20 protein-coding genes are annotated in these 22,766 nt (G+C 65.2%); 6 read left to right on the top strand and 14 right to left on the bottom strand.

The window, feature by feature from the left end; genetic code table 11:
- Positions 1 to 216 precede the first annotated feature (216 nt).
- Both WBQ44_RS01805 and WBQ44_RS01800 read left to right on the top strand, forming a co-directional pair.
- Positions 217 to 1,482 (top strand): saccharopine dehydrogenase family protein, encoded by a 1,266-nt coding sequence (locus WBQ44_RS01805; protein ID WP_495565026.1) that lies wholly within the window; start codon positions 217 to 219, stop codon positions 1,480 to 1,482.
- A 134-nt stretch (positions 1,483 to 1,616) separates the two neighbouring features.
- The gene (locus tag WBQ44_RS01800) at positions 1,617 to 2,687 is read left to right on the top strand and encodes a nucleoside hydrolase (protein ID WP_495565025.1); all 1,071 of its coding nucleotides are present in this window, start codon (positions 1,617 to 1,619) and stop codon (positions 2,685 to 2,687) included.
- A 35-nt stretch (positions 2,688 to 2,722) separates the two neighbouring features.
- On the opposite strand, the gene meaB is transcribed toward WBQ44_RS01800, so the two are convergent.
- From meaB to WBQ44_RS01785, 3 genes are read right to left on the bottom strand one after another with little or no spacing between them, the layout of a single operon-like run.
- The gene (gene meaB, locus WBQ44_RS01795; protein WP_495565024.1) at positions 2,723 to 3,733 is read right to left on the bottom strand and encodes a methylmalonyl Co-A mutase-associated GTPase MeaB; all 1,011 of its coding nucleotides are present in this window, start codon (positions 3,731 to 3,733) and stop codon (positions 2,723 to 2,725) included.
- Positions 3,734 to 3,735: 2 nt separating this feature from the next.
- Positions 3,736 to 6,009: a methylmalonyl-CoA mutase gene (scpA, locus tag WBQ44_RS01790; RefSeq protein ID WP_495565023.1), complete on the bottom strand. Its 2,274-nt coding sequence runs from the start codon at positions 6,007 to 6,009 to the stop codon at positions 3,736 to 3,738.
- A 2-nt stretch (positions 6,010 to 6,011) separates the two neighbouring features.
- Positions 6,012 to 7,871, bottom strand: coding sequence for a methylmalonyl-CoA mutase family protein (locus tag WBQ44_RS01785; protein WP_495565022.1), 1,860 nt, complete (start codon positions 7,869 to 7,871; stop codon positions 6,012 to 6,014).
- Positions 7,872 to 8,059: 188 nt separating this feature from the next.
- Between WBQ44_RS01785 and WBQ44_RS01780 the strand changes: the two genes are divergently transcribed.
- From WBQ44_RS01780 to WBQ44_RS01770, 3 genes are read left to right on the top strand one after another with little or no spacing between them, the layout of a single operon-like run.
- Positions 8,060 to 8,761, top strand: coding sequence for a TVP38/TMEM64 family protein (locus WBQ44_RS01780; RefSeq protein ID WP_495565021.1), 702 nt, complete (start codon positions 8,060 to 8,062; stop codon positions 8,759 to 8,761).
- 31 nt (positions 8,762 to 8,792) lie between these two features.
- On the top strand, positions 8,793 to 9,416 hold the full coding sequence (locus tag WBQ44_RS01775) for a hypothetical protein (protein ID WP_495565020.1): 624 nt from the start codon (positions 8,793 to 8,795) through the stop codon (positions 9,414 to 9,416).
- Positions 9,413 to 9,979 carry a hypothetical protein gene (locus tag WBQ44_RS01770; protein WP_495565019.1) on the top strand — a complete coding sequence of 189 codons (567 nt, stop codon included), beginning with the start codon at positions 9,413 to 9,415 and terminating at the stop codon, positions 9,977 to 9,979. The genes WBQ44_RS01775 and WBQ44_RS01770 overlap by 4 nt, the downstream gene beginning before the upstream one ends.
- 23 nt (positions 9,980 to 10,002) lie before the next feature.
- On the opposite strand, the gene WBQ44_RS01765 is transcribed toward WBQ44_RS01770, so the two are convergent.
- The 3 genes from WBQ44_RS01765 to WBQ44_RS01755 all read right to left on the bottom strand — a co-directional run bounded on the left by WBQ44_RS01765 (position 10,003) and on the right by WBQ44_RS01755 (position 12,501).
- Positions 10,003 to 11,214: an SPFH domain-containing protein gene (locus WBQ44_RS01765; RefSeq protein WP_495565018.1), complete on the bottom strand. Its 1,212-nt coding sequence runs from the start codon at positions 11,212 to 11,214 to the stop codon at positions 10,003 to 10,005.
- Positions 11,215 to 11,219: 5 nt separating this feature from the next.
- Positions 11,220 to 11,651 (bottom strand): NfeD family protein, encoded by a 432-nt coding sequence (locus WBQ44_RS01760; RefSeq protein WP_495565017.1) that lies wholly within the window; start codon positions 11,649 to 11,651, stop codon positions 11,220 to 11,222.
- 73 nt (positions 11,652 to 11,724) lie between these two features.
- Positions 11,725 to 12,501: a DUF3097 domain-containing protein gene (locus tag WBQ44_RS01755; RefSeq protein WP_495565027.1), complete on the bottom strand. Its 777-nt coding sequence runs from the start codon at positions 12,499 to 12,501 to the stop codon at positions 11,725 to 11,727.
- Between the two features lie 154 nt (positions 12,502 to 12,655).
- Here WBQ44_RS01755 and WBQ44_RS01750 point away from each other — a divergent pair, with 154 nt between their 5' ends.
- Positions 12,656 to 13,477 (top strand): Rv1486c family protein, encoded by an 822-nt coding sequence (locus WBQ44_RS01750; protein ID WP_495565016.1) that lies wholly within the window; start codon positions 12,656 to 12,658, stop codon positions 13,475 to 13,477.
- 34 nt (positions 13,478 to 13,511) lie between these two features.
- On the opposite strand, the gene WBQ44_RS01745 is transcribed toward WBQ44_RS01750, so the two are convergent.
- From WBQ44_RS01745 to WBQ44_RS01710, 8 genes are all read right to left on the bottom strand, one after another.
- Complete coding sequence (locus tag WBQ44_RS01745) at positions 13,512 to 14,582, bottom strand: ferrochelatase (RefSeq protein ID WP_495565015.1); 1,071 nt, start codon at positions 14,580 to 14,582, stop codon at positions 13,512 to 13,514.
- A 169-nt stretch (positions 14,583 to 14,751) separates the two neighbouring features.
- Positions 14,752 to 15,576, bottom strand: a complete 825-nt coding sequence (gene inhA, locus WBQ44_RS01740; RefSeq protein ID WP_495565014.1) for an NADH-dependent enoyl-ACP reductase InhA — start codon at positions 15,574 to 15,576, stop codon at positions 14,752 to 14,754.
- Positions 15,577 to 15,632: 56 nt separating this feature from the next.
- On the bottom strand, positions 15,633 to 16,355 hold the full coding sequence (gene fabG1, locus WBQ44_RS01735; protein WP_495565013.1) for a 3-oxoacyl-ACP reductase FabG1: 723 nt from the start codon (positions 16,353 to 16,355) through the stop codon (positions 15,633 to 15,635).
- Positions 16,356 to 16,421: 66 nt separating this feature from the next.
- Complete coding sequence (locus tag WBQ44_RS01730; protein WP_495565012.1) at positions 16,422 to 17,414, bottom strand: VWA domain-containing protein; 993 nt, start codon at positions 17,412 to 17,414, stop codon at positions 16,422 to 16,424.
- Positions 17,411 to 18,424: a DUF58 domain-containing protein gene (locus tag WBQ44_RS01725; RefSeq protein ID WP_495565011.1), complete on the bottom strand. Its 1,014-nt coding sequence runs from the start codon at positions 18,422 to 18,424 to the stop codon at positions 17,411 to 17,413. Before WBQ44_RS01725 ends, WBQ44_RS01730 begins: the two co-directional genes overlap by 4 nt.
- Complete coding sequence (locus WBQ44_RS01720) at positions 18,421 to 19,656, bottom strand: AAA family ATPase (protein WP_495565010.1); 1,236 nt, start codon at positions 19,654 to 19,656, stop codon at positions 18,421 to 18,423. The genes WBQ44_RS01725 and WBQ44_RS01720 overlap by 4 nt, the downstream gene beginning before the upstream one ends.
- A gap of 283 nt (positions 19,657 to 19,939) precedes the next feature.
- Positions 19,940 to 21,487 carry an NlpC/P60 family protein gene (locus WBQ44_RS01715; protein WP_495565009.1) on the bottom strand — a complete coding sequence of 516 codons (1,548 nt, stop codon included), beginning with the start codon at positions 21,485 to 21,487 and terminating at the stop codon, positions 19,940 to 19,942.
- Positions 21,488 to 21,916: 429 nt separating this feature from the next.
- Positions 21,917 to 22,480, bottom strand: a complete 564-nt coding sequence (locus tag WBQ44_RS01710; RefSeq protein WP_495565008.1) for an Rv1476 family membrane protein — start codon at positions 22,478 to 22,480, stop codon at positions 21,917 to 21,919.
- Positions 22,481 to 22,766: the final 286 nt, after the last annotated feature.

Raw genomic sequence — 22,766 nt, 5'->3', positions numbered from 1 at the left:
ATCGATCACTACCTCACCGGCGTGATCTACCCGGACAGCGCCATCGTCGCGATACAGCTACTCGTCGTGCTGGCTGTTCTCGTATCGTGGGCGGGTTTCTTCGCGGTGCGGACTCGCCGTAGAACGGCTCTGCCTCTTTCGTAGGCCTGCGGTTACCGACTCCTTCTACTGTCGGGTCCTTCGACTGCACTCGTGTTAGGCGTTACTGTCCAGTACATGACTTCGACCGAGCCAGCCGACAACACTGCAACGCCACGAACGTACGACGTCGTGGTCTACGGCGCGACCGGGTTCGTCGGTCGCCTCACTGCGGCGTACCTAGCCGAACATGCTCCGACGGGTACCAGAATCGCATTGGGAGGTCGCTCGCTGTCGCGACTGGAGTCGGCTCGTCGCCTGCTCCCCGCGGCCGCAGCCGAATGGCCACTCGTCGAGGCCGACTCCACCGACGTCGAATCACTACGTTCCCTCGCCGAAAGCACGCGCGTCGTGGTCACCACGGTGGGGCCGTATGCGAAGTACGGTCTTCCCCTCGCTGCGGCGTGCGCCGCATCCGGTACCGACTACGTCGACCTCACCGGCGAGGTACTGTTCGCGCGCGAAAGCATCGACGCGAATCACGAGACGGCACAGCGCACCGGGGCACGGATCGTCCATTCGTGCGGGTTCGATTCCATTCCCTCCGACATCGGCGTCCACGTGTTGCACAACGCCGTGGTGTCCGACGGCGCCGGCGAACTCACCGACACCACGCTGGTCGTCACGTCGATGCGCGGCGGCGTCAGCGGCGGAACCGTCGACTCACTGCGTACGCAGATCGACGAGGTGAAGAAGGACGGCAAGCTCCGCAGGTTGGCGGCTCGTCCCTATTCGCTGAGCCCCGACCGGTCGCTCGAACCGGACCTCGGACGGCAATCCGACGTCGCCGTGGTCAACGGCAAGGACATCGCACCCGGGCTGAAAGGCTGGAAAGCTCCCTTCGTCATGGCGTCGTACAACACTCGGGTGGTGCGCCGCAGCAACGCACTCCGCGACTGGGCCTACGGCAGGAAGTTCAAGTACCGCGAAGTGATGTCCGTCGGTTCCTCGATAGCCTCCCCGGTTCTCGCGGGCGCAGTATCGGCCGGGTTGGGCGCCGTCGTACTGGGCATGACATTCGCGCCGAAACAGATACTCGACCGTATTCTCCCCAAGCCCGGTGACGGTCCGTCGACCAAGGCACAGGAGAACGGCCACTTCACCGTCGATCTCTACACCACGACGACCACGGGCGCGCAATACCGCTCACGCGTCGCGGCGAAGGGAGATCCCGGCTACAAGGCCACGTCGGTGATGCTGGGCGAGTCCGCCCTCGCGCTGGTGCACAATCGCACCGAATTGCCCGATGCTGCAGGTGTTCTCACTCCTGCCACCGGTATCGGCGACGCCCTCGTCACCAGACTGCGGGACGCAGGCTTCGACATCTGGGCCAAGAAGGTCTGAGCCCGAGCGAGCCGTCGTTCACTGCGTGATCGGCCACTGAGCATCGGACCACAGCTGAGCATCGGACCACAGCTGAGCATCGGACCACCGATCCCGGTGAGAACGCCTGACGCCGACCGAGGCACGATGAACCGGTGCCGCCGAACACGAACACATCCGCTCTGAACAGTTCGCGTCGCCGGACGCCGTTGATAGTCGACGTCGACACGGGCATCGACGACTCGCTGGCCCTGCTGTACCTGTTGGCGAGTCCGGACGCGGAAATACTCGCCATCGCGTCCACCGCAGGCAACGTGCCGGTCGATCAAGTCGCCGCCAACAATCTTGCCTGGCTGGACCTGTGTCGGGCCACCGACATCGAGGTCGCACTGGGCGCACAGGTGCCGTTGGTCGCACCGCTGATGACCACGGAGGATACGCACGGTCCTCAGGGGATCGGTTACGCAGAGCTCCCGGTCTCCCCGAGGCCACTGTCGAACCGGGACGCGAAAACCGCCTGGGTCGAACTGGTCCGCGAGCGACCCGGTGACATCACCGGCCTCGTCACCGGCCCGTTGACGAACCTGGCCGAAGCGATCCGAGTCGACCCGGAGTTACCTCACCTGCTGAAGCGACTGGTGTTGATGGGCGGCGCTTTCGAGCACCCGGGCAACACGACACCGACGAGCGAATGGAACATCGCAGTCGATCCCGAAGCCGCAGCCGAGGTGTTCGCGGCGTTCTCCGGTCTCCCGAAAGATCGGCTACCGATCGTGTGCCCGCTCGACATCACCGAGACCATCGAGATGTGCCCCCAACACATCGCGCGCCTCGCATCGCGCGCGAAAAGTACTCCGGACGAGATCATTTCGGAATTGCAGCCATCGACCGCGAGATCGACGGCGACCAATCCCGTCGTGCGCCACTTCTCCGACGCCGTGCGCTTCTACATGGAATTTCACCGCGATCACGATCAAGGATTCCTCGCTCACATGCACGATCCGTTCGCGGCAGCGATCGCGCTGAATCCGAGCATCGCGACCTACCGGTCTGCCACGGTGGACGTCGAGTTGCACGGCACCCTCACCCGCGGCACCACCGTCGCCGACCGGCGCGGAATGTGGGGGCGCGAACCCAACGCCCTCATCGCGACGACCACGAACCCCGCTGTATTCTTCGACGACCTCATCGAACGCGTCGGAGGAATGGCGGCCTCGCTGTATTGATCGGCGGCTGCGCAAGAACTACTCGCCGAGGGGCGCTAACTTTCAGTGGCGGCGTCGAAGGCGTCGAGCAGTTCCTGGGCGGCCAGTGCCGCAGTGAGCGACCCGTCGCGCACACGCGCTTCGACGTCCTGCCGAATGGCTTTGACCTTCGGGTTCTGTGCGAGTCGGCGAAGTAGTTGGTCGTTGACCATTGTCCAGGTCCAGTCGACCTGTTGGGTCCGACGCTTCTCGGCGAACTGGCCTGCGTCGGAGAGGACCTGCTGATGCCGCAGCACGGTGTTCCAGAAGTCGTCGAGCCCAACGCCCTCGAGTGCGCTCATCGTCAGTACCGGCGGCTGCCAGATGGCATCGTGCGGGTAGATCATTCGCAGCGCGCCCGCAAGTTCGCGCGCAGCACCTTTGGCCTCGACGGCATGCTTGCCGTCGGCCTTGTTGACGGCGACCACGTCTGCGAGTTCGAGGACACCCTTCTTGATTCCCTGCAACTGATCACCGGTGCGCGCCAACGTCAGGAACGTAAAGCAGTCCACCATGTTGGCAACCGTCACCTCGGACTGTCCCACGCCCACGGTCTCGACGAGGATGACGTCGAAGCCGGCGGCTTCGAGCAGAACGATGGTCTCCCGGGTCGCTCGCGCAACCCCGCCCAGTGTTCCCGAGGTGGGCGAGGGCCTGATGTAGGCGTCGTTTGCCGCCGTCAACCGAGCCATTCGAGTCTTGTCACCGAGAATCGAACCGCCCGTCCGCGTCGAGGAAGGGTCGACCGCGAGTACCGCGACGCGGTGCCCCCTGTCGATCAAGTACATACCGAGGGCATCGATGAACGTCGACTTGCCGACGCCGGGAACACCGGTGATCCCGACTCGGTGCGAGCCCCCGGCCTTCGGCAACAACTGCAGAAGCAGCTGCTGCGCCAGGTCGCGGTGGTCGGTACGCGTCGACTCCACGAGCGTGATGGCCCGGGCCAGACCGGATCGGTCGCCGCCGAGCACGGACGCTGCCACCGCATCGATATCGACCTGCCGCGCAGGTTGTGCAGACGTCATCGTCAGGCGGACGCCTCGGTTGCAGGTGCATGACCGAGTTGTACCGACAGCTTCTCGACCAGCCCGATGGCAGCGTCGGCGATGACGGTGCCGGGCGGGAAAATCGCCGCCGCGCCGGCGCGGTAAAGCTCGTCGAAGTCACCGGGCGGAATGACGCCGCCGACGACGATCATGATGTCGGGGCGATCGACGGCTTCGAGTGCCTCCCGCAGAGCAGGAACCAGGGTCAGGTGCCCAGCAGCCAACGAGGACACTCCGACGACGTGAACGTCGTTGTCGGCCGCTTGACGGGCAACTTCCTCCGGCGTCTGGAAAAGGGGGCCGACGTCGACGTCGAACCCGATGTCCGCGAATGCCGTGGCGATGACTTTCTGGCCGCGATCGTGCCCGTCCTGGCCCATCTTGCACACCAACACGCGCGGCCTGCGGCCCTCGTCCTCGGCGAACCGCTCGACCAGTTCGGTCGCACGGGTCAGGTTCTTCGCTTTTCCGGCCTCGTCTCGGTACACCCCACTGATTGTCCGGATTTCTGCCTGGTGCCGCCCGTAGACCTTCTCGAGCGCGTCGGAGATTTCGCCCACGGTCGCCATCTTGCGGGCTGCGTCGATCGCCAGGTTCAACAGATTGTTCTCCATACCCGGCTGATCCGATGCCGCCGCACGGGTCAGGTTCGCCAGCGCCGCCTCGACATCGGCCGTGTTGCGCTCGGCACGCAGCCTCTCGAGCTTGTCGAGCTGCTCCTTGCGCACCTTGGAGTTCTCGACCTTGAGAACCTCGATGGTGTCCGGTTCGTCGGGCACGTACTTGTTGACCCCGACCAGAGGCTGACGGCCGGAGTCGATACGCGCCTGCGTACGGGCAGCCGCTTCCTCGATGCGCAGCTTCGGAATACCCTCTCCGATGGCCTGCGCCATGCCCCCTGCTGCTTCGACCTCGGCGATGTGCGCACGCGCGCGGTTCGCGAGCTGGTGGGTGAGCCACTCGACGTAGTGCGAGCCGCCCCACGGGTCGATCGGTCGGGTGGTGTTCGACTCCTGCTGAATCAACAGCTGAGTGTTGCGGGCGATACGGGCCGAGAAGTCGGTCGGTAGCGCGAGTGCCTCGTCGAGAGCATTGGTGTGCAAGGACTGCGTGTGCCCCTGGGTGGCAGCCATCGCTTCGACACAGGTGCGGGCAACGTTGTTGAACACGTCCTGGGCCGTCAAGGACCAGCCCGACGTCTGCGAATGGGTGCGCAGCGACAGCGACTTGGCGCTCTTGGGTTCGAACTTCTGCACCAACTCCGACCACAGCAGGCGGCCAGCGCGCAGCTTCGCGACCTCCATGAAAAAGTTCATGCCGATGGCCCAGAAGAACGACAACCTCGGTGCGAACGTATCGATATCCATGCCCGCTTCGAGCCCGGCGCGAATGTACTCGACACCGTCCGCAAGGGTGTACGCCAACTCCAGATCGGCCGTCGCACCGGCTTCCTGAATGTGGTAGCCCGAGATGGAAATCGAGTTGTACTTCGGCATCTTGGCGCTGGTGTACGCGAAGATATCCGAGATGATCCGCATCGACGGCTTCGGCGGATAGATGTAGGTGTTACGAACCATGAACTCTTTGAGGATGTCGTTCTGGATCGTGCCCGCAAGCTTCTCCGGTCCGACGCCCTGCTCCTGCGCCGCCGCCACGTAGAGCGCGAGAATGGGGAGGACGGCGCCGTTCATCGTCATCGACACCGACACGCTGCCGAGGTCGATGCCGTCGAAGAGTTGACGCATGTCGTAGATGGAGTCGATCGCGACCCCGGCCATACCCACATCCCCGTGCACCCGCGGGTGGTCGGAGTCGTACCCGCGGTGCGTCGCGAGGTCGAACGCAACCGACAGACCCTTCTGTCCGGCTGCCAGGTTGCGGCGGTAGAACGCATTCGATTCCGCGGCCGTGGAAAACCCTGCGTACTGGCGAATGGTCCACGGCTGATTGACATACATCGTCGGGTACGGCCCGCGGACGAACGGCGGAGCACCCGGATAGCTGTCGAGTGGATACCCCTCGTCGACAGCCGCATCGCGATCGGCCTTGGTGTAGACGGGCTTGACGTCGATGCCCTCGGGCGTGGACCACACGACCTGCTCGGCGGTGTAGTTGTTCGCAGTCGCAGCAGCACCGATGTGATCGCTGACATCCTCGGCGGACGGCGACTTTGCATCGGGCTCCTGCGGATCCGTCAGCGAGACGTCGGCGAAGCTACCGATGACGTGGGATGTACGAGCGTCGTGCGTGGTCATCGTCAGGCTCCCAGGTAATCGAGAAGATCGGTGAGAACAGCGACGGCGTCGACTCGCGCCGTCAGGAAGTCGTCGGGACGCGCGTCACCCGAGATATCGGCGAACACCGTCTCGGGTCCCGCGACGAGTACCCGATCAATTCCCGCGCCGCGAAGCGCGAGCACGGCCTCTCCCGCTTCGTCTGCGTAGCGACGGTCCGTACCGCACAGCAGCGCAGTGGTGACTCCCGCTGTTCGCACCACGTCCGGGATGGTTGCCGCCGTCAACGGCCCGGGGTTTTCGGTGTGGATGCCGCCCGATGCGAGCAGATTGGCCGCGAACGTCGTGCGGACATTGTGTTCTGCAACCGATCCCAGCGGGACGAGCAGCACCGTCGGACGTGCGTCGTTTCCGGCGAGGTACGCATCCGACCGATCCCGGAGAGACTCGAACGCGGCACCCCACCGAGCAACAGACGACGAACCTTCACCGACCGGGATGGGCGCTTCGGCGAGATTGGGGAATTCGTTGACCCCGGTCAACGGCATCCGCCGGTGTGCGATGTCCGCGTCGCGGGCGGCTTTGACCTCGGCGATCGCCGATGCGAGGAAGCCTGATTCGAGCGCGGAAGCGTATCCGCCGTCGGCCTCGATCCGTTGGACGAGCTCCCAGGCCTTCTGCGCCAACTCGTCGGTCAGCCGTTCGATGTACCACGAGCCGGCACCTGGATCGAGTACTCGACCGAGGTGCGATTCTTCGAGCAGGAGCAGTTGGGTGTTCCTGGCGATCCTCGCGGCGAACGTCTTCGATACCCCCGCGGCGCCGCCGTCGAGGGCCACGTCGAACGGAAGTACGGTGACCGCGTCGGCGCCGCCGATCCCCGCACCGAACGCGGCAAGTGTGGTCCGGAGCATGTTCACCCACGGATCTCGTTGCGCCATCATCGCTTCGGAAGTCACCGCATGCTGGGGAGCACCGCCGTCGCCGGGTGCACCGACCACCTGAGCCACTCGACCCCACACCCGCCGTGCCGCACGGAACTTCGCGATGGTCTGGAACTGATCGTCCGTGGCGGAAAAGCGGAATTCGAGTTGTCCTAACGCCTGCCCGACGCTCAGACCCCCGTCGGTGAGCGCCCGGAGATACGCCAATCCCGCCGCGACGGCCGCACCCACCTCCTGAGCATCAGCGGCACCCGCATTGTGGAACACCGTGCCGTCCACGGTGACCGCGCGTACCCTCTCCTCACGCTCGGTCGAACGCTGCGCGAGAGCTACGACCTCGTCGAGCTCGGGTGCGGCGTTGCCGGAGAACTTGTCGGTCAACGTTGCCGCACCCAGCCGGACGTCCACGGCGGCACGTTCGGTGACATCTGCGCCGTCGAGAACGGCGAGCAGAGCGTCTGCCGCGCTCGTGGTCTCGGCCCCGGCCTCGAGGACCACCGGCGCGAGATCGAACAGAACACCGTTCATCGCCGACGCGAGACCGTCGACGGGGAGGCCCCCGCGGCCCAGCCGCAGCCACACGGCGCTGACACCGTTGTCCAATCCGTCGAGAATCGATCGATTGACCGATTCCGGATCGGACTGCCCGATGCCGAAGCGTCCGCTCACCTTCCACCCGGCGTTGACATCGCGAGTTGCATCGCGCCCACGCACGAACGGGAACACGCCAGGCAACGGATTTTCGGGCTGTTCGTCACGAGTTCCGTAGAGCGGGGAGATGGTGACCCCGTCATAGGTCGTCGTATCGAGCAGATGCTCGGGGTCGGCAGGAAGATCGTCGACGTCGATACGACGCGACTTGGCGAGGACCCCGGCAACGGCCTTCTGCCACGCCGCATACGCGCCGGCTGAGGCGTCCTCTTGTGAAGCGATGGACACGATGATTGCTCCCTCGACTCGATCGGCTCTTCGCCGGTCGACACAGTGCGACTTGGTGATGTCAACCGCGATTGGTTCGACACTATCGTGAGGATCACCTCACGTTCTCACGGGAGTGCCGCAGCGCACCATGGCCGCACGCCGCAGCGCAGGAGACCGGCGTCTGTGCGCCGGTAGTGTTCGGAGGTGTGAAGAGGCACTTTCGAGACCCGCGGTTGATCGGCCTCGTTGTTCTTCTCGTGGTCTCGGCCATCGTGGCCGCCGTCGCGCCTCATCCGTCCGTGGATCAGATGCGGGAATGGTCTCGCTCGATCGGCCCTGCCTTTCCGCTCGTGTTCTTCGCGATCCACACTGTCGTCACGATCGCGCCGATCCCGCGGACGCTGTTCACCCTCACTGCCGGTGTGCTGTTCGGGCCACTCACCGGTCTGGCCGTCACCGTCGGCGCCTCCACCGCCAGCGCCGTCTTAGCTCTGCTGATGGTCAGGGCTGTCGGCCGAGACTGGTTCGCGGCAAGAATGACTCACCCCGCTGTACGGGCGATCGATGACAGTCTGCTGAGGCGCGGGTGGCTCGCGGTGGGTTCACTGCGGTTGATCGCGCCGGTTCCGTTTTCCGTCGTGAACTACTGCTGCGGCGTCTCCTCGATCCGTGTCGGTCCGTTCGCTCTGGCGACCGCCGTGGGCGTCGTCCCTGGAACGGTCGGGATGGTCGTCCTCGGCGACGCTCTGGGCGGCAACACGGACCCCTTGCTGCTCGCGCTGTCGGGAGCCTGCATCGCCGTGGGCGTCGTCGGATTGGTAGTCGACTGGCGGCTGTCGACCACTCGGAAGACCCGGGGCGGTCAAGGCTTCGAGCTTGAGACAAGAGAGTCAAGTCATAAACCTTGACTAGGCGATATCAAGCTTCTAGCCTTGACTAATGTTCGTGCTGACAATCGACCAGCGTCGCAGCCGACGCGATGTCGACCGCGTCGAGGCATTGCTTGTCGACATGAGCGGCGCCCCCCTGCACAGGCCGTTCGAGAGAACCGCGGGCGATGAGGTGCAGGCTGTTGTCGAAGCCACCTCCGATGGCGCTCGCACCGTGGTAAACATTGCACTCGAGCTCATCAAACAGGGCACCTGGAGCATCGGAATAGGCACTGGCACGGTCGAAGAACCGTTGCCTTCCAGCACCCGCGCCGGCAGGGGACCTGCATTCGAGGCTGCACGCGACGCCGTGACCCGAGCCAAGCATGCACCGGCATCCGTGGCCGTCACCGCTGCGGACCCGACCCACGCACAACAGTGCAGCGACGCCGAAACGGCGTTGACGCTCGTCGGGTTGCTCATCACCGACCGCACGGAGCAAGGGCGCGAGGCAGCGGACCTCATGGCCTCCGGTCACACACAAACCAGCGCTGCCGAGTACCTGGGAATCACCAAGCAGGCAATGTCGCAACGTTTGTCGGTGGCGAGGTGGACCATCGAGGCCGGCGGCAGAACCCTGGCCGAACACCTGCTCGACAACATCGAGACCACCGTCCCGGAGAGGAATCCATGACGATCACGACGTTGATACTGCTGGCGTTGGCCGCCGCAGCCTCGATCGTCCCGGTGGGTCCTCGCACCCCGAACCGGCTGACGGCGGGTGCGACGGTAATCCTGCTGGGTGCGGCAGCGGTCACCGGATCGTTCACCGGTCCGGCCGAGGGTTTCGGCATGGCCGCCACCTACGTCGTGACTACGCTCGCGGCAATCCTCGGCGGATCGACCATCGTGACCGCCGTCTTCCGAGTGGCACGGCGCAACGGGAACCCCGGGCCGGACGAACAAGCCGGGCCACTGCACGGCGGCCGAACGATCGGCGCACTCGAACGCGCCGCCGTCGCGGCCTCGATCCTGTCAGGGTGGCCAGAAGGAATCGCGATCGTGTTGGCGGTCAAGGGCCTGGCGCGGTACCCCGAACTACGGGCCGACGAACACCGTACCGATGAGCGGCCGGCGCCTGGGTCACCGCAGACACCTGCCGCATCGTCGGCCTCGGAACAATTCATCATCGGAACGTTCACCAGCGTGATGTGGGCAGTTGCCGTCTGCGGTGTCGGCCGGGCACTACTGACCTGACGAAAGATCTACGGGAGAAGAACCTACGGGAACTGTTCCGGTTCCGACTCGGGCTGTGACGTATCGGCCTGTAGGTCTCCGGCGGAAAGCTCGCCCATATCCGGGCCCTTGATCAAACTGGGGTCAGGCGCGAGCGAGGTATCGACGGGCTTGCGGGCAACGGCTTCCGCCGCCGCAACCGCCTCGGCCACCGCGGGGTCGCTCTTGGTCTCGAACCATTCGGCGACCTCCGCAGAATCGTCGACGGGAGCGGGCTCGTCGGCCGCCGTGGTGCTCGGCTCGTATCGGAACACCCCGTCCTCGCCCGGAGTGCCCAGAGTTTTGGCGAAACCCTTCAACGCATCGCCGAAATCACTCGGGATCATCCACACCTTGTTCGCATCACCCTGCGCCATCTGAGGCAGGGTCTGCATGTACTGGTAGGCCAGCAGCTCAGGCGTGGGCTTGCCCGACTTGATTGCCGCGAACACCTTTTCGATGGCCTTGGCCTGCCCCTGCGCCTGCAGGTACTTGGCAGCCCGATCGCCCTGCGCTCGAAGGATTCTCGACTGACGTTCACCTTCGGCTGTCAGAATCGACGCCTGCTTGGCGCCTTCGGCCGCCAGGATCCGGCTCTGCTTGTCGCCCTCTGCCGTCTTGATCGCCGACTCTCGATGCCCCTCGGCCGTGAGGATCGTCGCCCGCTTCTCACGGTCGGCCTTCATCTGCTTCTCCATCGACTCCTGAATCGACGGAGGCGGATCGATGCTCTTCAATTCGACCCGTGCAACACGCAGGCCCCATCGACCGGTGGCCTCGTCGAGCACTCCGCGCAACTGACCGTTGATCGAGTCGCGCGAGGTCAAGGTCTCTTCCAGTGTCATGCCACCGACCACGTTGCGCAGTGTGGTCGTGGTCAGCTGCTCGACACCGACGATGTAATTGTTGATCTCGTACACCGCTGCCTGCGGATTGGTGACCTGGAAATAGACGACCGTGTCGATCGACACCGTCAGGTTGTCCTTGGTGATGACGGGCTGCGGCGGGAACGACACGACGCGCTCGCGCAAATCGACTTTCGCTCGAATACGGTCGACGAACGGAACGAGGAACGTGAGCTGACCCGACACGGTTTTCGAATACCGGCCCAACCGCTCGACCACCGCGGCCTCGGCCTGTGGGACCAGTGCAACGGACTTGGCCACCAGGATTACCACCAACAGGACGATGACGCCCAGAACGATCAGTGCTGCCATAAAATTTACGGTCCCCTCCATACGACGGCGGTTGCGCCGTCAATCTCCATCACGGTCACGGTGGTTCCCGGCGCGTACACCTCGGTCTCGTCGAGAGGCCGAGCGGTCCACACCTCTCCGCCGATCTTGACTTGGCCTTCGAGTGCCGAAACCTGCTCCAGCACAAGGGCACTCTTGCCCGACAACGCGGCAACGCCGGTGGCCAGCACAGGTGGCTTCGCAAATTTACGCAGCAGAATCGGCCGGACACCCAAAACCAGGGTGAGTGAGACGACGCCGAACACGATCGCATCGACCCACACCGGGAACTCGGTCACGGCGGACACGCCGGCAGTTGCCAAAGCCCCACCGGCAATCATGAGCAGAAAGAAATCGCCCGTCAGCGCCTCGGCTGCTGCGAGCAGCACTCCTGCAATGAGCCAGATGATCGCCGCCACAACGCCCATCCAACCACAAATCGGACATTTGGCGGCGAGCCGGAGGTCGACGGCTTCACCCCCGCGAAGGGCCCTACTGTTCGGTCACGAAGTCGACCAACTGCTCGACCGCGCCGATCAGCGGCGCCTCCAGATCGCGAAACGTCGACACCGACGAGTAGACCCGGCGCCACCCGTCCTTCGGGGTGCCCCACCCGAGTTCGCGGCACACACCCGTCTTCCAATCCTCGCCACGAGGGATCCTCGGCCACGCCGCAATTCCGACCGCCTTCGGCCGAACCGCCTCCCACACATCGATGTAGGGATGCCCCGTGACGAGCACGTGCGGCCCCAACGACGACGTCAGCTTCGATTCTTTCGACCCGTCGACCAGGTGATCGACAAGTACACCCACCCGACGGCCGGGGCCTGGCTCGAACTCGGCCAGACGCTCCCCCAGATTGTCCAGACCCTCCAGGTGTTCGACCACGACGCCCTCGACCCGCAGATCGTGGCCCCACACACGCTCGACCAACGCGGCATCGTGCACGCCCTCGACCCAGATTCGACTCGCCCGCGCAGTGCGGGCACGCAGGTTCTCGATCTTCGTCGATCCGGACGCCGACCGACTCGGAGCCGCCTTGGTTGGCGCAGCAGGAGGACGAACCAACGTCACCCGCTTGCCGTCGATCAGAAATGCAGCCTCACGCAACGCGAACAACCGGGTAGTCCGTGCCGAATCCTCCAGACGCACGAAATCACCGTCGTACGTGCGCTCGAAACCGACGACGGCTCCGCAGTAGCCGCTGGCGGCGTCCTCGACGACCACACCGCGCTCCGCCGGCACCTGGGGTGCCGGAACTTTACGCATCCGACTGTGCCCCGCCAGAATGTCTCCGCCGTATCTGTCTGCCACGGCGAACAACGCTAGCGGACGAGCCCACCCGGACGCCGCATTGACGCCCGGCCGAGTCGCTCCTGCCCGCACGGGCGTCGAGCACGAACTCGACCTATGCTGGGAAGTTGTGAGTTCCCCCAGCGCAAGCTTCGCAATGTGGGCCGGTTCGTGGCTGGCCGGCGTCAGCGCGCCCGACGACGTGATCGACGCAATGGCCGATTGGGCACCCATGCACCTCGTGGTCGCAGCCGACGACGCCACGTCGGTGGCCACCGGTTTGTCGTGGCCTGATCCTCGCGCCGAGGGGGTCCCGGCGCTGCTCGCCGCCATTCGCGCGTACATCCCGCGGCCGACCGACGACACCGCGGTCGAACTACTGCTGCCGGCTCCCGGCGCCGTCGAAAACCTCACTCCAGGAACCGAGTTCACACGTGCCGCGGTTACCGCAGGTCAGGCCGTCGTGCTCGGAGAGGCACGTGGCGCGGGGCTGGGTCTCGTCCCCACCGTCGAAGGGCCGGACGTACTGCGCTGGACGGTGTTCTCCGTCGAGATCCACGACCACTATGTGCGCGACTATTCCCTGGGCGAGGCGGAGTACGCCATGCGAGACGCCGTGCGCGGCGCCGCCGAAGCGCTCGGGTCGATGGCTGCCTTGCCAACGCGCACCGAACGGGGAGATTCGCGCACGCGAATCGCAAACGAGCTCGCCGAGCTCACCCGCCACCGCTATCCCACTGACACCCCTGAGCGGGCTCTCCGTGTCATCGAATCGGCCGATCGTGTCTCGGCGATTCTGTCGGTGGCCCGGGATTGCGCACCGACTGAGGCACCGACGGCGGTCGCCGCTGCTGCACGCGAGGACCTGATCCGACCGCTGTGGGCTGCCGTCAGGTCGGCCAGGCTCAGCGCTGTTGCGGCCGGTATCGCATCGAGCGTCACCCGCGGCTGACGCTCGACGCAATACCGTCGGGGCGAGAGGCAAGTCAGCGCGAGGGTCTCGCCGGTCGCGTCGGCTGTTCACAGCACTGAAGTGCGCAACGCTGCCCATTGAGTGTGGAGCCGTAGCTCGACACTGCACCCACCCGCCTGGGCGGTATGCCGTCGAGGTGCTCGCGCACGAGCTCGACGGCCATATGCGCGAACCGCGGGTCTGTACCCGGTGTCGCTGCGCGAGCGAGAGCAATCCCGCGCTCCTTCGCCTTCTCCTCCGCCTCTGTGTCGAGGTCCCACACGACTTCGAGGTGGTCGGAGACGAAGCCGATCGGACAGATCACAACCGCGTCGACCCCTCTGTCGGCGACCGTGTCGAGGTGATCGCAGATGTCGGGTTCGAGCCATGGCACCTGGGGAGGGCCGGAACGCGACTGCCACACGAGGTCGTAGTCGTCGATGCCCGCAGCGGCTGCCGCAAGGCGCGATGCGTCCGCCACCTGCCGGCTGTACAGATGCCCGCCGTCGGCCGGGGGGCCCGCGTTGACATCGGCTGCGGTAGGGATGGAGTGAGCCGTGAAGACCAGGCGCGCACCTGCCCTGCGCTCAGAGGGAAGCGACTCCACGGCGGCTGTGATCGCATCGCCGAAAGCGTCGACCATCAGGGGGTGGTCGTAGTACTGGCGAATCTTGAGCAGGTCGGGCGCATCCGCACCGACTGCGTCGCGGGCGCGAGCGACATCCTCGTGATACTGCCTACACCCCGAATAGCCGCCCCAGGCGGACGTGGGGAAGACGAGCGCTCGCCGAACGCCGTCCGCCTTCATCTGCGCAACGGTGTCCTCGACCATCGGATGCCAGTTGCGGTTCCCGAAGTACACCGGCAATTCGATACCGGCCGAGAATAATTCGGCTTCCACTGCCGCAATGATGTCTCGGTTGAGCGCATTGATCGGTGATACCCCACCGAAGTGCATGTAATGCTCGACCACCTCGTCGAGACGTTCGGGCGGGACTCCGCGCCCGCGCGTGACGTTCTCGAGAAACGGGCGAACGTGTGCGGGTTCTTCGGGTCCGCCGAACGAGAGAACGAGGAGGGCGTCGAATTGCGGGGACAACGTCATTCCTCCATTGTGCGCTCTCTCGCGAAGTGACCTGATCGGCCTGTCGCGAAGTGACCCAGAACGCTCACCTCTCGGCGAGCGGGAAACCACGACCGGCGAACGCACCACCGAGGGTTGCAATCTCGGTGATCGTCACCTCGCCGTGGCCACCCGCCGACCGACGAGGGTCCTACATATTGTCCGGCAGATAGGTGTTGTGACTGGCGCCGCCGTCGACGTAGATGATCGATCCGGTGGTGCCGGGCAGCCAATCGGAGAGCAGCGCAACGATCGACTTGGCGACAACGGTGGGATCGTCGTAGTTCCACCCGATCGGGGACGCGCCGTCCCAGTACTCGTTGAGCTGCTGCATCTTCTGCGCATCATCGGTTGCGGTGCCGGCGATGGCCTTTGCGGCCAGAGTTCGGATGGGTCCGGCGGCAACGAGATTGGACCGAATCTTCTTTGCTGCGCCCACTTCTCTTGCCACGTAACGGTTCACGGACTCGAGGGCTGCCTTGGCCACGCCCATCCAGTTGTAGTAAGGCATGGCCGTACGTGGGTCGAAGTCCATGCCGACGATCGAACCGCCCTCGTTCATGACGGGAAGAACGGCGCGTGCCAGTGACGCGTAACTCCACGCCGAGATCTCGAACGCCCTCGACGCGTCGGGACCCGGACCGTCGAGGAACGGCTTCGCGTCGGGTCCCATCAACGTGCGGGGCGCGAACGCGATGGAGTGCAGGACGCCGTCGACGCCTTCCGGAGCGAGTTCGCGGACACGATCGGCCAGCGCTGCGAGGTGCTCCTCGTTGGTGGCATCGAGTTCGATGGCCGGCGGCACCGGCTGCGGAAGTCGCTGTGCAATACGGTCGATCAGCCGTAGGCGATCGAAACCCGTGATGATGACCTTGGCGCCCTGGTTCTGAGCCATCGCAGCTGCATGGAACGCGATCGAGGCATCGGTGATGATGCCCGTCACGAGAATTGTCTTGCCTTCGAGCAGTCCGCCCATGTGTGTTTCTTCCTTAAATTCGGAACTGGATACAGGTGGGTCGAGTGGCGTCGAGCTCAGTGGCCCATGCCCATGCCGCCGTCGACGGGAATGACGGCGCCGGAGACGTACGCGGAATCAGGGCCTGCGAGGAAGCTCACCACTGCGGCGACGTCCTCGGGCTGCCCGAGACGTTGCAGTGGGATGAACTCTTTCGCCTTGCTGCGCAGATCGTCCGACAGCTCTGCGGTCATGTCGGTCTCGATGAACCCCGGGGACACCACGTTGGCCGTGATCGAACGAGAGCCCAGTTCGCGAGTGATGGACCGAGCCATGCCGATGACGCCGGCTTTCGACGCCGCGTAGTTGATCTGGCCCGGCCCGCCGGCGAGAGCGACAACGGAGCTCAGGAACACCATGCGTCCCCACCGCGCGCGCAACATCGCCCGATTCGCGCGCTTGGCCACCCGAAACGCGCCGGTCAGGTTCGCGTCGATGACCCGCTCGAACTGCTCTTCCGTCATGCGCATCAGAAGGGTGTCATCGGTGATACCCGCGTTGGCGACGAGCACCTCGACCGGACCCTGCTTGTCCTCGACCTCGGTGAACGCCCGGTCGACCGACTCGGAGTCCGTGACGTCGCAGACGACGCCGAACAAGCCGTCCGGAACGCCGGATCCGCGGTGCGTGACGGCAACCTTGTGGCCGTCTGCGGCGAGACGCTGAGCGATGGCCAGACCGATACCCCGGTTACCTCCGGTGACGAGTACCGATCGAGCAATGAAGTCGGGTGTGGACATGTCTGCAACCTATCTGTTCGTCCTGGAATGACAAAGCGATACTTACTGGTGAGTAGTAACAGCGAATCAGGGAAGTCTTTGCCGAAGAACCAAAGCGGTACCCAATCCTGTTGCGGTGAACAACACTCCGAGAATCAGCCATGGGCGGCTGGCGTCGCCCCGGGTGATCTCGAACCCGATCTGCTCCTCGAGGGTGTCGTAGACCGCACGCAATTCTTCGAGGGACGACGCGGTGAAGAAGCTGCCCCCGGACAGGTCTGCGATCTCGCGCAGAGACGGATCGTCGACGGGTACCGCCACTCGTTCCGATCCCGATTCGCTCTCGATGTCGACGGTCCCGTAACTGGTGCCGAAGGAGATGGTCGAGATCGGTACGTTCTTCTCGGCCGCCGCGCGCGCCGCCGTGTAACCACCGCGTGGATCGTCGGGGTTCTCCGGGACGGTCTGCTTGCCGTCGGACAGCAGGACGATTCGAGCCGGCGGGGCGGCTTCGCCTCCGCCCAGCACGGCGCCCAACGTGTCGATCGACTGCAGCGAAGTGAAGATGGCCTCGCCGGTGGCCGTGCGCTCGCTCAGTTGCAGTTTGTCGATCGCGGCTTTGGTGGCCTCGCGGTTGGCCGTCGGGGACACCAGCACCGATGCAGTGCCTGCGAACGCGACCAGTCCGAGATTGATGCCGGGGGTCAGGCCGTCGGCGAAGGACTTTCCCGCCTCCTGCGCAGCGGCGAGACGTGACGGTTCGACGTCGGTGGCTTCCATCGACAGAGACACGTCGATGACGAGAATGACGGTCGCGCGGTTCCGCGGTACTCGCTGGTCGGAAGTAGGGCCCGCCAGTGCGGCCGTCAGCAACAGCAGTCCGACAAGGACGAGCGCGGTGGGAAGGTGCCGCCAATAGTTCGGACGCGTGGGCGCCACCTTCTCCAGCAATTCCATGTTGGAGAAGAGGAGCGTGTGCTTCTGTTTGCGCCGTTGCACCACGATGTACCCGACGACGAGACCGATGACGACCAGGAGAAACAGTAGCCACCAGGGAGAGGCGAATCCGGACAGGCTCACCGGCGACCCGCCCGTGCCGAATTGGGGCGACCCGCCCGTGCCGAGTTGACCGCACCTGCGCCGACAGTGTGGCGACGCGACGAGACGAACCGGACCACATCGGCGATCCAATCTCCGTCGGTGCGCAGCGTCAGCCTGGGCGCGCCGCATCGCCTGAGGACCTGTTCGACGTCGCTGCGATGGTCAGCAGCAGCGCGAGCGAAGTCGGCGCGCAGTTGGGGCGTCGTGCTGAACTCACGGGTCCGTCCGGACTCGGGGTCGTGCAACACCACGTCTCCTATATCCGGCAGTTCGAGGTCACGGGGATCGAGTACTTCCACCGCAAGTACATCGTGCCGTGCGGCAATGGCTCGCAGCGAACGCTCCCAGTCGATCGGACCGAGGAAGTCGCTGATGATCACCGCCATTCCGCGCCGCCGCTGCGGACGCCGCAATGATTCGATCGCTTCTCGTAGATCTCCCCGGACGCCGTCGGGCGCGCTCGGTGTCGTCGCGATGGTGCGCAGCATCGCCTGCGAGTGAATGCGGCCACCACGCGCCGGTACGCGGGCGAGCTGGGCGCCGGTCGCGACCACGGCCCCGATTCGGTTTCCGCCGCCGCCGGTCAGGTGCGTGATGGCTGCCGCTGCAGCCACTGCAAGGTCGCGCTTCTCGCATCCGGTCGTGCCGAAGTCGAGGCTCGCCGACAGGTCGAGCACCATCCAGGTTTCGAGTTCACGGTCGGCGACGGATTGGCGCACGTGAGGATGGGTGGTGCGCGCGGTCACCGACCAATCCATCTGCCGAACGTCGTCACCGGGCTGATACTCGCGAGCATCGCCGGGTTCGGAACCCGGTCCTGGTATCAACCCCAAATGGTCTCCGTGCAGCACCCCGTCGAGGCGCCGACGAACCGTCAGCTCGAGTGTCCGCAGCGCCGCGGCGAGCGACGGGTCTCGTAGTTCTCCCTGCCGAAACGACGGTGGCCGTCCGTGCGACCGATCGCCGGTGTCGGCCAGTGCCCCACTCACTTCGGCTGTTCGCCGGCGGTCGATCCGTTGCCACCCGTCTTGTGCAGCGACGGCGAGCCCTGCGCCTGCTGCGCCGAGTTCGGCCCGCTACCAGCGAATCCCGCCTGGTTCGGGTGCTGCGTCGATACGCCGGCCTGTCCGAACGGGACGCCCTGTGGACGTGGCGGCTGTGGCCCCTGCGGTTGTGTTCCCTGCTGCGGTTGTGGTCCCTGCTGCGCCGGGGGATGCGCCTGCTGCTGCGGAGCGGAGCCGACGGCCTGCGGCGCCACCTGCGGCAGGCCTACCGTCTGCAGGACCCGGGTGATGACGTCTTCGGGCGTGACCTCGTCGGCGAGCGCGTCGTACGACAGCACGAGACGGTGACGCAGGACGTCCGGAATCACTTCGAGCACGTCCTGCGGGACCACGTAGTCGCGACCGCGCAGCAACGCGAGGGCTCGTGAGGCGGCAATGATTCCGAGGGTTGCTCGGGGTGAGGCGCCGTACGCGATCCAACTCGCCACATCGTCGAGCCCGAGCTGCTCGGGAGTGCGTGTCGCGGCGATGACCCGCACGACGTAGTCGACCAACGCATGATGGACGAACACCGAGGCGGCCACGTTCTGCAGTCGGACGAGTTCGACCGGATCGAGAATCTGCTTCGGGGTGGGGACCGTCGTTCCCATTCGGTAGACGATTTCGCGTTCTTCTTCGACCGTCGGGTAGTCGACGACGATCTTGAACAGGAAGCGGTCGCGCTGGGCTTCCGGCAGCGGGTAGACGCCCTCGTTCTCGATGGGGTTCTGGGTGGCCATCACCAGGAACGGATCCGGCATCGGGAAGGTTCGGCCGCCGATCGACACGTGCCGTTCGGCCATGACCTCGAGCAGCGCAGACTGCACTTTCGCTGGGGCGCGATTGATCTCGTCGGCGAGCACGAAGTTCGCTACGACAGGCCCGAGCTCGGTGTCGAACTCCTCTCGCCCCTGTCGGTAGATGCGAGTACCGATGAGGTCGGTCGGGACCAGGTCGGGCGTGAACTGGACGCGGGAGAACGACCCGCCGACAACTTTCGCGAACGTCTCGACGGCCAACGTTTTCGCCACGCCGGGGACGCCTTCGAGGAGGACGTGTCCGCGTGCGAGCAGTCCGACGAGGATGCGCTCGACGAGGCGGTCCTGACCGACGATCACGCGCTTGACCTCGTAGACGGCCTTCTCGAGGATCGCGACGTCCTTCTGGAGGTCGGTCACGTCCGCTCGGCCCGAACCGCTTCCGTTCGACGCGCTGCTCCGATTCGAGCTGCTCGTCGATTCGCTGCTGCTCGATTCGACGCCGTCACGTGATGCCACCAAGAATTCACCGCTTTCACCTAGACCATTTCGCGGGCACGTTCCTGTGTCCCTCACCAACTATTCCAGGTGAAGGTGTCGTGCGCCGCGATGTCCCGCCCCGAGTCTGTCGGCGCACGCCCGCGAGCCTAGCCGTTCGACCGTCGAAGGCAGCGCAGGTGCCGCGGGAACTACAGGAGACTCTCTAGGAAACCATGCGAACCGCGTACGGCGTCATGCCGTCGTAGCGCACCGGCGAGACCTTGACGACGCTTCCCGACTGCGGCGCCTCGAGCATCTTCCCGTCACCGAGGTACAGGGCGACGTGTTGGCTCGCGTTGGGGCCGTAGAAGAGCATGTCGCCGCGCTTCATGTCCGACGAGGGCACCTGCTTGCCTGCCGTGTACTGATACCCGGTGTAGTGCGGCAGCGAGATTCCGAGACCTGCGAACGCGTAGATCATCAACCCCGAGCAGTCGAACCCGACCTTGTTGTAATCGCCGTAGCTGTCGGCGACGCCGCCGTCTCGGATGCCCTTGGTAGGTCCGTTCTCGTCGCCGCCGCCCCACGAGTACGGAACACCGAGTTGCGACATACCGCGGTCGATGGCGAGTTCGACGGCCGCGCTGCCGGTGAGCGACGGGCTGACGGTGCCGGAACTTCGCGGCTTCTTGGGGGTGGTGGGCGTCTTGGGCGTCGTCGGGGTCGTCGGGGTCGTCGAGGTCGCGGCGCCCGGCGTGGCCGTGGCGGAGGTGGACGATTCGTTGTCGGAGTCGTCTATATCGGTGTGCGCGCGTTGTCCGGCTGCTGCTGCGGCCGCAGCAGCAGCAGCAGCCTGATTCGCGGCGACCCGGGCTGCGGCTTGCACGGCCGCTTCGCGTGCGGCGGATGCCGCAGCAGCGATTGCGGCGTCTTCGGCGGCTTTCTGCTGTTCCCAGGCCGAGTAGGCCACGCGCTGACCTTGCAGACCGGCCACGTCGGAGCGGGCGACGTCGAGCTGGCTCTGCGCCGAATCGCGCTGACTTTCGATGGCGGCCTTCTGTTCGGCTTGCGCCTGGAGGGCAGCTCGAGCGGTCGCGATCGCCTGCTCGGCCTCGGCCTTCTTGGATTCGGCTTCCGACGCCGCTGCGTCTGCGCTCTGCTTGGATTCGCGTGCTGCGGAATCCCGGTTGGCCTGTTCGGTGCGGGCGCGTTGCAAACCGTCGAGCACGGCGTTCTGACTGTTGGACAGAACTCGGAGCACCTGTGCGCGATCGAGAACCTCGTCGGGTCCGCTCGAACCGAGGAAAGAGGCGACGGACGCGACCCCTGTGCCCTGCGTGTAACTGGACACCGCGAAGTCGTTGAAGCGTTGCTGGGCGGCTTCGATCTGCGCGCCTGCGTCTGTCAGGGCCTGCTGTGCGACGGCGACCAGCTGGGCAGCTGTGTCGGCGGCATCGCGGGCATTCTGTAGGTCGACGAGAGCCTTGTTGACATCTTCTCGTTTGACGGCGACATCGGCGTCCAGCTGAGAAAGTTGCTGGTTGGCCGAGGCGACCTGGTTGATGAGCGCTCCGACGGTTCCGAGCTGCTGCTCCACACGGGAGCCGGCGGCCGCGATGGCGGTGTCGGACGGATTCGGCGGGGGCGGCGGAACCGCACCGGCGGTGCCTGTGAGTCCGCCGACGAGCGCGAGAACCATGCTCGCACCGAGCAGTAGGCGTACCGGACTCGAGAACGCGCGGCGAGTTCCGCGGAATGCCCGTCGACTCACAAATGTCTCCCTCGTTCTCGGCGCTCGCGACGCACCCTCATGGGTGTTCGACGCCGATCGAGCGGCTGAGTGTCATCCGTGTCGAGAGGATGTCACCCACGCTCACCGGGCAGGGAGAAAGCACGCAGCAACACGACAGGTGCCGACCACGTCGGCCGCACCCGAAGCAGCAGCCACTCGAGCTGACTCGAGCGACTTCTGCCTTCTGCGACACTCCTTCCCCAGCAGTGCCAATGGCACCGTACGACACTTCGCACACTAAGGAAACTCCAGTCACAAATGACACATTTGTAATACGACCTGCGAAAACGCCCTGATCACGGCCTTTGGGCAGAAACATTTCCGATGACTTTTTCGGACCTCGTACGCGCGACACACGAAAATGCCCCGACCTGCGGGTCGGGGCATTTCAGCGTCGATATCGAACGATCAGCTGATCGTTCGGTCGGATGGCCGATCGGCACCGTCGTCGGTTTCGTCCCGGTGGACCGTCTCCGCCCCCGAGCGCCGACGAATCTTCACAGCTGCGGTGGCCGCCGCGCAGCCTGCGACGAACACGATCAACAGACCGGTGATCCACGTCCAATGCGGATGCGGATCGACGAGGGTGTCGACGAAATTATCCGCGGCCACCACGGGATTACCGGTGTACGTGCGGTCCTGGCCGGCTTCGAGCACGACACGGCTGACGGAATCACTGAACGAACCCACTTGTCCGGGGCTCAGCACGAGGACGGTGCCCCCGTCCTGAGCGCCCACTGCCGTGGCGAGGTCTCGGAGCTGGGAATCGTGTCGCGGGTCGCGGTCGACCACGACGATCGAGAGGTCGATGCCGTTGTCTTCGGCCCGCTCGACGGCGGACCGCAGGCCGTTCTCGACTTCGGCCGGTGCACTGACGCCGGTGGCGGCTACCTCGGCGACGACGGTGTCGACGTCCACCCCGGGGGGAATGTCGGCTGCGAGGGGAACAAAGGCAAAGATCGGTTCAGGCATCTCTCGTCCAGTCGAATGGTGCGGTCTTCGGTCGAAGAAGTTCGCCGGACCGAACCCTACGTGACGACGATGCGTCCTCTTCTGCTCCGCCGCGCTCGGCGGTTCGCGAGAGTGAGGCTGCCCTGCATTGCGAAGCCGTGCCAACTGCACGAGGATCGGGAATGCAAGGGCATGCTCGCAGCGATGTAGGCTGCCCTTCGTTTCAACAGGACAAGCGTACTGTTAGACTCGAAATCGAGAGGCCGCCACGCGCCGATAATTCGGCGCGACGACATCTCGCTTCAAC

Source organism: Rhodococcus sp. (in: high G+C Gram-positive bacteria), from assembly GCF_049591685.1.
Taxonomy (GTDB): domain Bacteria; phylum Actinomycetota; class Actinomycetes; order Mycobacteriales; family Mycobacteriaceae; genus Rhodococcoides.
This window is presented reverse-complemented; position numbering and strand designations above follow the sequence as displayed.

Bases quoted from the DNA above. Each gene is read 5' to 3' on its own strand.
- fabG1 (WP_495565013.1), bottom strand. From the start codon at position 16,355: ATGTCCACACCCGACTTCATTGCTCGATCGGTACTCGTCACCGGAGGT.
- WBQ44_RS01745 (WP_495565015.1), bottom strand. From the start codon at position 14,582: ATGACGTTGTCCCCGCAATTCGACGCCCTCCTCGTTCTCTCGTTCGGC.
- WBQ44_RS01765 (WP_495565018.1), bottom strand. From the start codon at position 11,214: ATGGCAGCACTGATCGTTCTGGGCGTCATCGTCCTGTTGGTGGTAATC.
- meaB (WP_495565024.1), bottom strand. From the start codon at position 3,733: ATGACGTCTGCACAACCTGCGCGGCAGGTCGATATCGATGCGGTGGCA.
- WBQ44_RS01710 (WP_495565008.1), bottom strand. From the start codon at position 22,480: ATGCCTGAACCGATCTTTGCCTTTGTTCCCCTCGCAGCCGACATTCCC.
- WBQ44_RS01770 (WP_495565019.1), top strand. From the start codon at position 9,413: ATGACGATCACGACGTTGATACTGCTGGCGTTGGCCGCCGCAGCCTCG.
- scpA (WP_495565023.1), bottom strand. From the start codon at position 6,009: ATGACCACGCACGACGCTCGTACATCCCACGTCATCGGTAGCTTCGCC.
- WBQ44_RS01775 (WP_495565020.1), top strand. From the start codon at position 8,793: ATGTTCGTGCTGACAATCGACCAGCGTCGCAGCCGACGCGATGTCGAC.
- WBQ44_RS01805 (WP_495565026.1), top strand. From the start codon at position 217: ATGACTTCGACCGAGCCAGCCGACAACACTGCAACGCCACGAACGTAC.
- inhA (WP_495565014.1), bottom strand. From the start codon at position 15,576: ATGGGCGGACTGCTCGAAGGCAAGACAATTCTCGTGACGGGCATCATC.
- WBQ44_RS01755 (WP_495565027.1), bottom strand. From the start codon at position 12,501: ATGCGTAAAGTTCCGGCACCCCAGGTGCCGGCGGAGCGCGGTGTGGTC.